The 13,759-nt window shown below is 42.6% G+C and carries 13 protein-coding genes; 2 read left to right on the top strand and 11 right to left on the bottom strand.

Features of this window, described 5'->3' with window-relative positions:
- The first annotated feature begins 162 nt into the window (after positions 1 to 162).
- Positions 163 to 1,236 (top strand): LacI family DNA-binding transcriptional regulator, encoded by a 1,074-nt coding sequence (locus tag AB4209_RS04065; RefSeq protein ID WP_372054916.1) that lies wholly within the window; start codon positions 163 to 165, stop codon positions 1,234 to 1,236.
- Positions 1,237 to 1,469: 233 nt separating this feature from the next.
- Here the strand turns inward: AB4209_RS04065 and AB4209_RS04060 are convergent, their stop codons facing one another.
- Complete coding sequence (locus AB4209_RS04060; protein WP_102319933.1) at positions 1,470 to 2,396, bottom strand: LysR family transcriptional regulator; 927 nt, start codon at positions 2,394 to 2,396, stop codon at positions 1,470 to 1,472.
- A gap of 100 nt (positions 2,397 to 2,496) precedes the next feature.
- On the opposite strand from AB4209_RS04060, the gene chrA reads away from it, so the two are divergent.
- Positions 2,497 to 3,645, top strand: a complete 1,149-nt coding sequence (gene chrA / locus AB4209_RS04055) for a chromate efflux transporter (RefSeq protein ID WP_372054914.1) — start codon at positions 2,497 to 2,499, stop codon at positions 3,643 to 3,645.
- Between the two features lie 75 nt (positions 3,646 to 3,720).
- Here chrA and AB4209_RS04050 read toward each other — a convergent pair whose 3' ends face one another.
- From AB4209_RS04050 to AB4209_RS04005, 10 genes are read right to left on the bottom strand one after another with little or no spacing between them, the layout of a single operon-like run.
- A complete protein-coding gene (locus tag AB4209_RS04050; RefSeq protein ID WP_102319931.1) occupies positions 3,721 to 4,434 on the bottom strand; it encodes a class I SAM-dependent methyltransferase in 714 nt (237 codons plus the stop codon).
- A gap of 9 nt (positions 4,435 to 4,443) precedes the next feature.
- Positions 4,444 to 5,373 (bottom strand): glycosyltransferase family 2 protein, encoded by a 930-nt coding sequence (locus AB4209_RS04045; RefSeq protein WP_102319930.1) that lies wholly within the window; start codon positions 5,371 to 5,373, stop codon positions 4,444 to 4,446.
- Positions 5,370 to 7,133 carry a hypothetical protein gene (locus AB4209_RS04040; protein WP_102319929.1) on the bottom strand — a complete coding sequence of 588 codons (1,764 nt, stop codon included), beginning with the start codon at positions 7,131 to 7,133 and terminating at the stop codon, positions 5,370 to 5,372. The genes AB4209_RS04045 and AB4209_RS04040 overlap by 4 nt, the downstream gene beginning before the upstream one ends.
- Positions 7,134 to 7,167: 34 nt before the next feature.
- Entirely contained in the window at positions 7,168 to 8,172 is a 1,005-nt protein-coding gene (locus tag AB4209_RS04035; RefSeq protein WP_102319928.1) for a lipopolysaccharide assembly protein LapB, read from the bottom strand.
- Complete coding sequence (locus AB4209_RS04030; protein WP_102319927.1) at positions 8,169 to 9,140, bottom strand: type II secretion system F family protein; 972 nt, start codon at positions 9,138 to 9,140, stop codon at positions 8,169 to 8,171. The genes AB4209_RS04035 and AB4209_RS04030 overlap by 4 nt, the downstream gene beginning before the upstream one ends.
- Positions 9,141 to 9,143: 3 nt before the next feature.
- Positions 9,144 to 10,109: a type II secretion system F family protein gene (locus tag AB4209_RS04025; protein WP_102319926.1), complete on the bottom strand. Its 966-nt coding sequence runs from the start codon at positions 10,107 to 10,109 to the stop codon at positions 9,144 to 9,146.
- A 9-nt stretch (positions 10,110 to 10,118) separates the two neighbouring features.
- Complete coding sequence (locus tag AB4209_RS04020) at positions 10,119 to 11,570, bottom strand: CpaF family protein (RefSeq protein WP_171732476.1); 1,452 nt, start codon at positions 11,568 to 11,570, stop codon at positions 10,119 to 10,121.
- Positions 11,571 to 11,603: 33 nt separating this feature from the next.
- A complete protein-coding gene (locus AB4209_RS04015; RefSeq protein ID WP_372054911.1) occupies positions 11,604 to 12,818 on the bottom strand; it encodes an AAA family ATPase in 1,215 nt (404 codons plus the stop codon).
- A 16-nt stretch (positions 12,819 to 12,834) separates the two neighbouring features.
- The gene (locus AB4209_RS04010; RefSeq protein WP_061032541.1) at positions 12,835 to 13,329 is read right to left on the bottom strand and encodes a TadE/TadG family type IV pilus assembly protein; all 495 of its coding nucleotides are present in this window, start codon (positions 13,327 to 13,329) and stop codon (positions 12,835 to 12,837) included.
- Positions 13,329 to 13,757 (bottom strand): TadE/TadG family type IV pilus assembly protein, encoded by a 429-nt coding sequence (locus tag AB4209_RS04005; protein WP_105057538.1) that lies wholly within the window; start codon positions 13,755 to 13,757, stop codon positions 13,329 to 13,331. The genes AB4209_RS04010 and AB4209_RS04005 overlap by 1 nt, the downstream gene beginning before the upstream one ends.
- Positions 13,758 to 13,759 lie beyond the last annotated feature (2 nt).

The following is a 13,759-nucleotide window of genomic DNA, read 5'->3' as shown; positions in this document are numbered from 1 at the left end:
TGATCTAAAAACACTTATTCGTTGCTAAAATTTGCACAAGATCGACTGTTTCCGGAAACATATTTAATGTTTCAAATGACATTTTTTTGAAAGGGAGCAGAGTTTCATTTCGCTAAATTGGATAAGCTCATCGAACGACGGGAATATTCGATGGACGGTGTGATGAGTGTAACTTTTAAAGATGTGGCGAAGCTGGCTGGCGTATCGACTCAAACAGTATCAAGGGTGACGAACGGTTCGCAAGATGTCGCAGAATCCACTCGAAACAAAGTGAATGCTGCGATAAAGAAGCTTGGATATGTGCCCAATAAAGGGGCTCAAATGCTCAGCCGTTCCAAGTCCACCAGCATAGGGTTAGTGACGCTCGATATGGCACTGCATGGCGCCGCAATGATCGCTAACGGTGTACGAATGCAGGCTCACGATATGGGGTATGGCACCGCTTTTTCTGTAGTATCCGAACCGAACCTCACCAACACCCGCGAGGCTATTCGTGAACTGATGGCTCAACAGGTCGACAGCATCATTCTCAATGTGCCTTTAAAGAGTGCAGACGCCGAATTGCTGGTAGAACAATATCAACACTTGAACCTCATCTTCATTGATGTCCCTTCTAACAGCCAAGTTAACTATATATGCGGCGATCACGCCGAGGGCGCAAAGCTGGCGGCTCAGCATCTTATTGAAAATGGTCGCTCTGAATACTTGTTGATCAGCGGGCCTAACGAATCCAGTGCCTCACAAATCCGTCTTCAGAGTTGGTTGGGTGTGCTATCAGATGCAAACTGTCAGGTACAGTTTCAACATCAAGGAAACTGGCAAGCGGAAAGTGGCTACCTTGGCATTCGAGACGCCGTTGCGAAACAAATCCCATTTGATGCTGTGTTGGTCGCCAGTGATCAAATGGCATTAGGGGTTTTACGCGCACTGCAAGAACTGCAGATTCCAGTCCCTGACAAGGTTGCGGTCGTCGGCTTTGATGGCATCGAGGACAGTGCGTTTTTTAATCCACCACTGACCACCATCAAACAAGACTTCACCACGATTGGTCGACAAGCTGTGGTACTTGCAGAGAAGCTCAACGCTAACTCACAAGATGCTTTACTGCAGCACCATATCGAAACTGCATTACTCCCAAGAGAAAGTAGCCAACCTAAGGTGACGGCTCACTATGAAAAACAAGAGATCGAGCAACTGCTGAAAAGAATTCAGACCCTTTTGCCAGAATCGACATAAAAGAAAAAGCGCTAGGGGGAGCTAGCGCTTTAAGACCAACTAAGTCCGTTTAGCCTGGTAGTTTTTTAAGCTATATCATGAGGATATAACCAATTTTTTTACTTAGGTAAATCAAAAAGCCTATTCTTTACGACTGCCTTGAGTCGTAAATTAAGTATAGTCGGGTTCTTATAATAAACCGGATTTTTCTAAAATTAATTCATATGAATTTGACGATTAACCGACACAATAAACTATTCGGAAATCACAGATGAGATCGCATTAGTAATCAACTTTCTAAGTAGTTTATTTTTATCATCTAAATGCTTTGCCTTTCTATAAACAAGCTGGATATCAAAATCTGGAACATCAATAGGTGGCTTCACAGCTAGTAAGGTTTCTTCACTATCAATATCCTTGCGCGCGACTAGCTTGGGGACAATACACAATAGTTCTCTGCCACGAATGAGTCGTTTAACAGTTAAAAAGTTACTGGAAGATATCGCGACTTTCCGGCTTAAGCCGAGTTCACCTAAACGAGTGTCCACTCCCGTCTTTAAAGCCCCTGCAGGGGAAACAAGCGCGTGCTCGACAGCAACAAATTGTTCTAGCGACATCGGCTCCTCAATAGATAGAACCGATTGATCAAGTAAACAAACATGTTGCTCCGTATACAAATGCTTTGTTCGATATTGCTTTGGTACCTCACCAAAGCTGCCTATCGTCATATCAAGCTTGGCATCGTCAAAGACTTGCTGGTAGTTACTCAGGTTTACATTGAACAACGCTACTTGAGAATAAGGAGAGGATTGCTTAATCAGGTCAAACAATATTGGAGCGAACATCTGCTCGGCATAATCAGTGAGACCAATCTTCCAAGTCCCTTTATAAGTCTCTGCATCAAACGATTTAGATAACAGAACTTCAGACTGGATGGTATTCAGTAGCGCGTCCACGGTACTTGATAGTTCAATGGCTCGGTCGGTCGCCTCCATCTTGCTACCTACACGCTCAAACAAAGGGTCATCAAACAACTTTCGTAGCCTTTGTAAGCTATGGCTCATCGCAGATTGGCTGACATAACAACGCTCAGCAGCCTTACTCACGCTATTCGTTTTATACAAAGCCTGCAGTGCAATCAACAAGTTAAGGTCGACCCCTTTCCAGTTAAAATCAGCCACAAATCAATCCCATATCATTCATAATTATAATTAAAACAATTAATTTGAATCATAGTTCAACTCCACCTAAATTACGCTAAACATTTATCTGGAATCGATCATGCTTTCAATTTTTAAAACCTTTTTCTGGCTTGGCTGGATTAGCTTCGGTGGACCAGCGGCACACATTGGCTACTTCCGTAAAACCATTGTTGAGAAACTGAACTGGTTGTCCGACGAAGAGTACGGGCAGATTGTCGTTCTTAGTCAATTTCTACCGGGCCCAGGTTCAAGTCAGGTTGGCTTTGCGGTCGGCTACAAGAAAGGTGGATTAACAGGTGCTATTGCTGCATTTGTCGGCTTCACTTCCCCATCTGTGATTCTGATGCTGATATTGGCGTTAGTCAGCAACCAGCTATTGGAAGATCCACTTTTCAATTCAATCATTCACGGGCTTAAGTTATTAGCGGTAGTGGTTGTAGCTGATGCAACCTTTGGTATGTACAAGAACTTTTGCCAATCGAAGATAGCGACCGCCTTATGTGTGATTACCGCGATTGTACTACTACTGATTCCAGGCATCTGGCCTCAAGTTTTAGTGCTTCTATTTGCAGCAATGGTTGGCAGTAAGTTCTTGACGTCTCAAGAGCTCAAAACGATACCTTCAACGCAAAAAATATCGGTAACGCCTCTGGTGATTTTTGTTGCTTTGCTGGTTGGTCTGCCTCTATTCAGTGCTTACTCTCAAGGTATTGAAGTGTTTGGCCTGTTCTACCAAGCAGGTAGCTTAGTATTCGGTGGCGGCCACGTGGTACTTCCGTTGCTACAAAATGGTATTGGTGACCAACTGTCTCAAGATGCCTTCCTAACAGGTTATGCAGCAGCACAGGCAGTACCAGGGCCTATGTTTACACTTGCGACTTACTTAGGTTATGTATTGATGCCATCGGCACCGATCACAGGCGCACTACTCGCAACGATTGCTGTGTTCTTACCGGGCTTCTTATTGCTACTCGGTATATTGAAAAACTGGCAGGCGATTGCAAGCAAACCATTAGTTGCTGGTGCACTTACCGGTGTGAATGCAGCGGTAGTCGGGTTACTACTTGCGGCTCTGTATCAGCCAATCTTCACAAGTGCGGTGAGTGGCGGTTTAGACTTCGCTCTGATCATCATAGGTGTGTGGCTACTGAAAACGGTCAAGATGCCAATCGTAGGGCTTGTCGGCATGTTTATGCTATTCGGCGCTCTTACTGGCTTTGTTAACTAAAGATCTAACCGAAGCAAGAAGTTAGTGAATACCTAACTTCTTGCTTACGACTGAACGATAGGAGCCGTCGAACCTTTAACTAGCAGGCTTGATTCCATGGAAGTTAAAAAACAAATTGCAATCAATTAGCGGGATTGGGCTTAACGGCCAAAAAGAGTGTTTATTATCAGGGAGATAGTACTTTAAAAAGGCGATCAAATTATTGCAGGGATTAACATGTTCTCTCGCCATAATGTAATCGTAGTTCCACCCCTTTTTCACTCCAAGTTTTCTTGTCGTCATATAACGACCAACCTTCCATGCAATACCTGGGTCTGTAGGAATCAAAATGGACAAAGTGCCGCCCGGCTTTAATACCCTAAGCCATTCTTTAATCACAAGATGAGGCTCATAAAGGTGTTCCAATATATGTGTCGCAATAACACGATCAAAGCAGTTGCTTTCAAAGTCTAACGCTCGTGCATTCGTTACATTAAAAACGAGCTTGTCATAAGTACTGGTGTTACTGAGTTGCCTTTTTGCCACTTCAAGTGCGGCAGAATCGCCATCACTGACCGTATACTCGTCAAAACTATGCTGAACATGTCTCAAGTGTTCACCCGTTCCTGAACCCACTTCTAGCACCTTCGAGAAATGATCTCTGTTACTGAAAGGCTTCTCACACGCTATATGACCCGCCCTCATCACATAGCCTGTTGTACTGCTTTCGTAGACTCGCTCGTCATATTCATCACTGAAACGGGACAAATAATCGAGCCACTCCTTGTCTTCATCCTTGTTTATTCTCATTCCTGAATCCTATTGAGATGGCTTGTGATCGTGACTTCTTAATATTGAAAGGATCCTCATCTCTCGTCTGCCGCGCGACACGTTGTCGAGTATCAAGCCGCAAAAGAAAGACATCACCGCGATAAGTGCAATTGAACTAGACAGAATAGCTGTTGGGACTCTTTCAACGAGCCCGGTATCAATAAAATCGATAATAACGGGAATCCCTAATCCTAATGAAATAAAACAAAGCAACACTGACAACACACCGAAAAAAAACATCGGCTTTACGTCTCGTAGCAGGAACAAAATAAAGTTGAGGATTTTGATCCCATCACTCAATGTATTCAGCTTACTCGCCGTGCCTTCAGGCCTTGAGTGATAATGAGTGGGTACTTCTTTGATCGACATATTGTGGTGCAATGCATGCACGGTTAGTTCCGTCTCAATTTGAAAGCCGTCACTGAAAATAGGGACCGTTTTTACAAACCGGCGACTCATCACTCGATAGCCAGAGAAAACGTCATTCAATTGAGCATTGAACCCTTTATTTATCAGAGTCGAAAACATCTTATTACCCAAAATATGTCCTGCAGGATAAGCCTCGGAAGAGCGCTCTCGACTGCCAATGATCATATCGAGCTGTTCAGTAACCAGTTGTTCAATCAGTGTAGGGCAAATGGAGGCGTCGTAGGTATCATCACCATCAGCCATAATATAAATATCAGCATCAATATCTGAGAACATCCGTCGCACAACTTCACCTTTGCCCTGACGATACTCATGGCGAACAACAGCACCAGCTTGCAGCGCCTCTTCGACCGTGCCATCAGTAGAGTTATTGTCGTACACATAAACCGTCGCACTTGGTAGTGCACGTTGAAAGTCAGCCACCGTTTTTCCAACCGCTCCGGCTTCGTTATAGCACGGGAGTAACACCGCTATGGTTTGATTCTTCATGAGCTCTCCCTGACTCGAAACACTCGGTACCCATTTTCAATATTGTCGTACACAACATCTAACCAAGTTGGCGTATCTGAGCTGTACAGCTTATTGATCAATGCCTCCTCGCTAGCCGAGTCCTTTAAAATCAACAAATGCGGATCATTGCCAATAACAATGATATCGATGCTTTTCTCTATGATTTTCCGTTCGGCTAAGCTCAGATCTTCCTCTAGCATTACTTCAATAAGAAATTGGTTCCCAACAATATTTCGATGGTAAGGAGCAGCAATAATTCGATTATCCGTTTTTGCCAACACTGGAGCCCCCGTTTCAATCCCTGAAAGTATGGTGTGCGAATTTATATCGTTATCTTTTAACACCTTATGAATCTTCAGAGATTGCTCCTTTTGATCAAGAGTAGTTGTAATTTCTTCGGTTGGCGACAACGCGAGAATGACAAAGGCGACCGCTAGTGGTGCTCCAGAAGTAATAACCGCTGCTTTTATGATGGAGGAACGGATGTAATCTGCTAACTGAAGAATCACGTATGCTTGGAGGGGAGCCGCTAGCACAAAACACAACCTCATGACTCTAATCTGCCAAAAGATCGCAAGGGCTAAATTGAACATAAAGATGAGATACAAAATTGCGCAGTGGTGATTTTTACGCTTAAAAAGTGGATACAAAGTGGCAGGAATCACGAGCAAAGCGTAATTCTCTATCGAGAAAAAACCATGACTTGCGACATATCTAACGACCGATTTCGCTTCCGTCACTTGGTCTAACCAATAGACTTTAAGTATTGGAGGGTAATCAATTAACAACGCACTGCTGAGTGATGGATAAAGCACTGCCACTGGGATTAAAAATAGAACAGCTAGAAATACGAACAGAAAAACCTTTTGCAGTAGACTGTTATCTTCATTCATAAACCGATGATAAACATTAACGAAAAGCCAGCCACAGAAGAAAAGGATGATGAGAACAAATGATATTTCGTCGTACTTAAAAACGAAAAACTCATCGTAAGGCCGATTTAATAAAACCGCACAAATCCCAAACAGAGCGGAACTCGCATACAACTTAGAGATATAGCCAAACCACTCATGGCGAACAAGACCGTAATACACGGTGTAAATCGCGAAAAAAAACATGAATAGCAAAACATTATCAAGCCCAGTCCATAAAGATAGAGACAGCAAGATAGATTGCGCATACACACGCCACGCATGGCGCAACTGCTCATGATTCAATGGCGTTAAAGCTAGAAATAGGACCGCGAAGACCAGCTGAATATTATGATGATCAATAGAACCGGGTAAAAAATGGATAATTGAAGGCGAAGAAATCGCAAACATCATACTAATAAAGCGATACTTGGCACCGAAGAGGTGGTCAGCTAGGTAAAAGCATGACAGCGAAAAAAGTAGCAAGTAAAGCAGAGGGACAAGAGAAATGGATATTGTATAAGCAAGATTATCATCGACGATAAACAACAATGGAAAAGCTACGAGCGATAAGATTAAATCAGGAAAGCGAGACCAATGAATAACAATGCCATCAGCGGCATTAAAATTATTCATTGGCTCTAGGTACCAATGTCCAGTTGCCATCCAATCCTGAAATTGAACGAAACGCATATAGTCGTCATTATCATTCAGGTTAAGAGCTGAAACACTCTCCCACTTGTAAATAAAGATCACTGTGGCACAAACTAGCCAAATGACAGAGATAACAATGATATCTTTATTAAAACTCTCACTTTTAGGCGACATGAATATCCTTTTCACTGAGCCAAAATTTAAACGACTATTGCTCCATCTCTCTCACTTCCGCTAGTGCTCTGTTTAAGTTTTCGTTCGCAACTCTGTAATACGATGGTTTCTTGTCTATTGCTTGCTGAAGGTAAGGAACGGCTTCATCCGGCTTACCTTGTAATATTAGGAAATACCCTACATTATTCAACGCTTCAGGCGTATCCATATGTCGCATAAACATATTAGTGGCTTTCTTAACATCACCGGAAGCCAGATAAATGAGGGCTAGATTGTTTTGGGCCTTCTCACTATTTGGCTCTAACTCTAGAGCTGAACGCGTGTACTGATACGCTTCCTTGTAATTGCCGTACATGTAATGGGAGTAGCCCATATTCAACAGAGCTTTGAATGAGTTTTTGTCTATCTGCAGTGACTTTTTGAAGTACTCTTGAGCTATCTGATGCTTTCCGTCGACATCTTCCAACACACCAATTCCCATATATGCTGATGCAGGAGACATACTGTCAACCTTCAAGCTAGCGACTTCACTTTGGCTTAACGCTTGGTGGTTTTTAATCGTTTCACTGCTTTTCAAACGAACTTGGTCGGCATTAATCGCTTTAAAGAAATAACTTCGACCTTCATCCGTTCGTCGCTGCTTCGTATACAAAACGCCTAATTCCTCCAGTACCTCGGTATGTGCTGGATTGAAATCTAAGGCCGCCAAATACGCTTTCTCGGCAAGCGCCGAGTTGCCACGAGATGAATGGATTTTACCTATAGTAAACAGCGTTTTGTCGTGAAACTCTTGCTCAGGAAAAGACAGAGAGCGGATGTATTCATACAAGGCTAGATCGATGTTGTTGTCCCTTAATGCTACATCACCACGCATGATCGCTTCTTTCTCACTCAAAGGAGGGTCATCATTCGTTAACGTATCTATCGGTTTACCGGAATACAGTTCTGCATCAAATTGATTCGTTGGCTCATCAGATGATGCACAACCGAGTAGTAGTATTGGTAGGAAAAGTAGAAGGAACTTATTGTATAACATCATAAACTTGCTCCCGGCGCACTCAATGCGTCCATTACGATAAGTAGTCCTGGGCCAAGTGCAACAATGAAAAAACAAGGCCAAATAAAAATCAGCATAGGAAATAACATTTTGGTCGGTATTTTCGCCGCAATTTCTTCAGCGGCTTGCTGACGTTTATCTCTAAAGTCTTCAGTATAATCACGAAGCGTTTGCGCTAAGCTACCGCCCATTCTCGATGCATGAGAAAGCAAAGAAACCAACCCTTCCAATTCGACTAAACCGGTTCGCTCGATAAGCTGTCTAAGCGCATCAGGCATAGTGACACCCGCTTGGATTTTAGCAAACACAGTCTCTAGTTCATCCGCAAGTTCCGGCTGAGAGACATAGATCTCAGATGCGACACGTCCAAGGGCTGCATTAAAACCAAGCCCAGACTCGGTACACACAACAAGAAGATCAAGCGCATCAGGGACACCATTTCTTATTTTTTTCTGACGCTCTTTTTGTAACTTGTTCAGAATAATATTTGGCGTAAATGTTCCGAGAAAAACACAAGTCATGATGAGTAAATTATTGTAATCTCCACCCAACGATATGTAATAGACCATAAAAGCAGCGACGATGCCTATTAAACTAGATAAAACCTTCAACGCGTAGAAAACTGATAACGAGCTCTTCTCATGGAACCCAGCATGCATCAGCTTTTCTGAGTAAGTTTCATTGTCCTTTTTATTACCTTTACTTATAAAGGGGCTTAATGATTCTAACGTATTAGAAAAATCATAAGGTTTTCGACCACCAGTACTCCCCTCTTCAGATATTTGTCTTAGCTTCTTATCTAAAGGAGATCTAGCACCTAAAAACAAGAACCCAATAGTCAATGTTAATAAGACAGTAGTGAGCAAAATCATCGCATAGATAACAGCCTGAGAGCTGATCCCAAACTCTGCTAACATCTGCTTCCAGACTTCAATATTTAATAATTCCATAAGTTAAATCTCTATACTGATGATCTTTTTAATCCACAAGGCTCCGATCGCCAAGAGAACAATACCGACACTGACCATCGATAGACCGCGAGGATCTTTGTAAAGTGGCTCGATATATTCAGGACTGGCTACCTTTAAGGCAAAAAATAAACCAAAAGGGGATAAGGTTAAGATCCATGCTGACAGACGGCTTTCAGCAGAGAGCGTTTTTACTTTCCTTTCTAACTTAAAGCGGGCTCTTAGTACTTCAGATACCTTTTGCAGGTTCTCTGATAGATTCCCCCCAGTTTCTTTTTGTAGCATTACTGCACTAGAAAAAGCCAACATTGATACGGTGGGAACTCGCTCTGCCATCTGTAAAATAGCTAAACGTAAGTCATAACCGTAATTAAGTAAGTTGTAGGTATTTTTAAACTCAGCACCGATAGGTTCAGGAAGTTCTTCACCAACTTCATTAAATGATTGAACAAGCGGTTGCCCTGCTTGCAGTGCTCGTCGGATAATATCTAAAGCCTCTGGAAGTTGCTCTTCGAATCGAGCCATTCTATAAGCCACTCGATTTTGTACATACAGATAAGATATAACCCAAACAGAAATGAATGCTGCTAAACTAATAAACCATTCTTGATTGGTCATTATTGATATCAATGTGAGCAAGACACCACAAAGAGAAACAATAAGTAAAAACCGGCTCAATGCTAATTTAAAACCAGCTAATTCCAACATTTTTTTTAATCCAGCAAAGTATGGAATAACTATTAACTTACGGTCTATAGGAGATAATTCTTTGTTATAATGTTCTTTTAATAAAGATAGACTCTCTTCATCGATATTACGTTGCGCCTCCTTCAAACGCCGAGACAACTCTTTATGCTTCGCTTTTTTCCCTGCAGCAGGTAATAACAAAGCTTGAGAGATAAAAAGCACCGCAATGAATAACAGACCTAATGAAACGCTTACATTATCCATAACCTCTCCTTAACCGTGAGTCTCAGTAAAGAGCTCGAAAGGCAGGTCGAGTCCACGTTTGACTAACTGGTCATGATATTGAGGAACTACCCCCGTTGCTGTGTAATAGCCGATAATATTGCCATCTTCATCAATACCTTGACGTTGGAAACGGAAAATTTCCGACATCGTAATCACCTCACCTTCCATACCATTGATCTCTTGGATGCTCACCATACGACGCTTACCATCTTCTTGTCGTTCCATCTGTACGACGAGGTGGATAGCCGAAGCTATTTGAGCTCGTAAGTTTTTGGTTGATATGTTCCACCCAGCCATCGAGAACATGTTTTCGACACGACTCAAAGCATCACGGGGGGTATTCGCGTGAATAGTAGCAAGAGATCCATCATGGCCCGTGTTCATCGCAGCCAGCATATCAACCGCTTCGCTACCACGAACCTCACCAACCACGATTCGGTCGGGGCGCATACGCAGGGTATTTTTTACGAGTTCTCGCTGGCTGATTTCGCCTTTACCTTCAAGGTTTGCTGGGCGAGTTTCCAATCGAATAACATGAGGTTGTTGAAGTTGAAGCTCCGCAGAATCCTCAATGGTAATTATTCGTTGATCACGTGGAATAAAGCCAGAGAATATGTTTAACGTGGTGGTTTTTCCTGAACCTGTACCACCTGAAATCAATATATTGAGCTCGCCTTTTACTGCAGCTTCAACAAACTTAGCCATTTGGGGTGAAACTGAATTGTAGTCAATAAGGTTATCCATCGTTAAGCGATCCACAGCAAAACGGCGGATAGAAACAGAAGGGCCATCAAGTGCGAGAGGAGGGATAATAGCGTTCACACGTGAGCCATCAACCAAGCGCGCATCTACCATAGGTGATGCTTCATCGATTCGGCGACCAACCTGGCTTACGATACGGTCAATGATATTTCTTAAGTGGCGATCATCAAGAAAAGTATACGGCGTCTTTTCAAGTTTACCTCTTCGCTCGACATAAACGCTTTTAGGACCGTTGACCAAGATATCTGAAACGGTTTGGTCAGCGAGTAAAGGCTCCAACGGCCCAAGACCAAACACCTCATCTTCTATCTGCTTTATAACCCGCTTTCGCCCTTCAGCACTCAGCGCATGACTACCATCGTCAGCCATCAACTGTAAAATGGCTTCATGCAAGTCAACCTTAGCCCGCTCTTTTTCCAAACTGGAGAGTAATCCTAAATCTAGGGTCTCAAGCAGTTGCTTATGAAAAAAGTGTTTGATTGATAACTCTTGCTCTAACACTTTTCGAGCTTCATCAATCGCCTTTTCCTTTTCTACATTCGCTTCAGAACTGCGAGATTGACTAGACGTATCAACACTGGATAAACGCTCAACAGGGTTGGTATCTTCTGAGTCATGCGAAATCTGTTCTACTCTTTTTTCAAACTCTGGATTTACATTTTTTCGTTTAAAGAACATCACAATCCCTCGTGTTCACTATTCATCTACCCGTTATGAAAACCACTTTTTCAACCAGCCTTTTTCTTCTCGCTCTGGTGGTGAAAGAACGTGAGACAAATCGATGATAGAACGAGTAATTGAGCTTTTCTTTCTCGACTGAACTAACGGTTGCCCCAAATTGGCACTCTCTAGTGCCACTTTAAAATCATTAGGCATCAGGTGGATGTCGTGATTGCCCACCGCCTGCTCAATGTCTTTTAACTTTATAGAATGTCGTTTTTCGTAACGGTTAAGGATTACCTCTATTGCGTCGCTTTGTAAGCCGTACTCAAACTTCAGAGACTTAATTAATCTACTTGTGTTTTTTACTGACACTAAACTCTGCTGTAAAACCAGAAGCACTTTCGTTGCAGGTGATATAGCAGATGCAAATACATGATCTAACCCTCTAGATAGGTCGATCACCACATAAGGGTAAAAACGGCGCAATATAGGCAGCAGTCTGCCTATTTTTTGTGCCTGCTCGAAATCATCAGCATTGTTTTCATGTTTAAAGCTTAGAACATGAAGACCAGATTCATGTTTATTGACCAAAGTACCTAAGGAGATTTCATCTAGGTCATTCGCGCTATTTATTGCATCAGAAACGCTGTAGGTGGGAATAATATTTAAGTAATCAGGAATTACTCCAAATTGGAGATCAATATCGAGCAAAAGCACTTCATTCGGATGCTGACTGGCCATCTCAATAGCGGTATTCAAAGCCAGAGTTGTCGCCCCCATCCCCCCTTTCGTATTCAAAAACAAAATAAACTCTCCGTAACTGGAGTTCTCAAGCTTTTCAGAGGCCGTTTTCTTCAAGAGTGGCAGTAGGTCAGATAGGGTCACATTGTGAGACAAAAAATCTGAAGCTCCTAAACGCAGTGCGATTTTTAGTGACCCATTATCACTTTCATCACCGAGCACAACTAAAGACAAGTCCTTGTCTTCTAAAGACAAATCATACCCTTGCAGCTCAACCATTTTTTGCGCCCAATTCCCGTGAGCTTCAACGAAAATAAGCTCTGGAACATCCGCACTTTTTAAGTACTCCTCACTCATTGCCGCAAGAGAAAAAGCCGTCACATGTACGTTTCGGCATTTCTTCAATTCGTGGCTCATATGCGAATGAAAAGCCTCAGTATTGTATATTAACCAGACCTTTAAATTAGTTCTCAAACGCGTAATGTCACCCTCATTAGGCGTCATTTGAATTGCTTCCCCCATACATCAAACTCCTGTACTAGATGACTTCGGGACATCGATTCTTAATGTCAGAATCTGCCCTAACAACCCCTAAACTTTCAGCCGGTAAAATTGTTTCGAATGCAGGGGCAGCAAGAAACCCATTGTTACCTAAGAAACTTAGGTTACTAATCAACTGAATGCCGTAGCCAGTCGCTCTGGCACGTACAAACTTAATATCATCGAAGTTATCTTCGAAATCTGATGCTATCTCCCCTCCACTCGCATCAAGGTAAGCCACCTCTAAATTAGCACCAGAAAACCCAACCAGCGGGATCTCATCCACCACCATTGCACCAATATTATCTCTATCTAAGACATAGCATACTGTCGCCAGTCTAGCCGCCTTCCTTGTCGCTTCACTGACCATTTGTAGTGAAAATATATAAGCACCAAATGCCAAGATTAAAAAAATCAAAAGAAAAATCAGCCATGACACTAATGTAAATTCAACGATGGCAAGTCCTTTAATACGCCCTTTTAGCCTTTTCATCACAGCACCCTCATAACCGAAGTCACACTTAATGGAATGGCAAAGCTCTCCGACGAAAAGGGAATAGACAAGAAATGTGGAACATAATCATAGGTAACACTTACTCGCACATAGCTATCACCAGATGGCTGAGTGACAGTGACATCTGCTGTCGTCAATGAAGAGAGTACCGCCGTGCCCACACTATTTTGACCATAGACCACTACATTCTGAATTTCTGACGTAGGGGCTATTGTGCCGCCAACAGTCCCATAAACTTCACTAACCGCATAACGCGCTCCATTTTGCACTGACTTTGAAATGACATTGTAATGAATCAATATATTTCCGAATTCAAGCACCAATACCATAAAGAACAATAATACGGGTGTGGCCAGTACCACCTCGATAGCTGCAAAACCGCTTTGTCGTTTTCTCAACCGTTTCATAA

This window comes from Vibrio sp. 10N.286.48.C11 (assembly GCF_041469805.1).
Lineage (GTDB): Bacteria > Pseudomonadota > Gammaproteobacteria > Enterobacterales > Vibrionaceae > Vibrio > Vibrio crassostreae_C.
The sequence above is the reverse complement of the archived record's forward strand: the minus strand, read 5'-3'. Positions and strand labels throughout refer to the sequence as shown.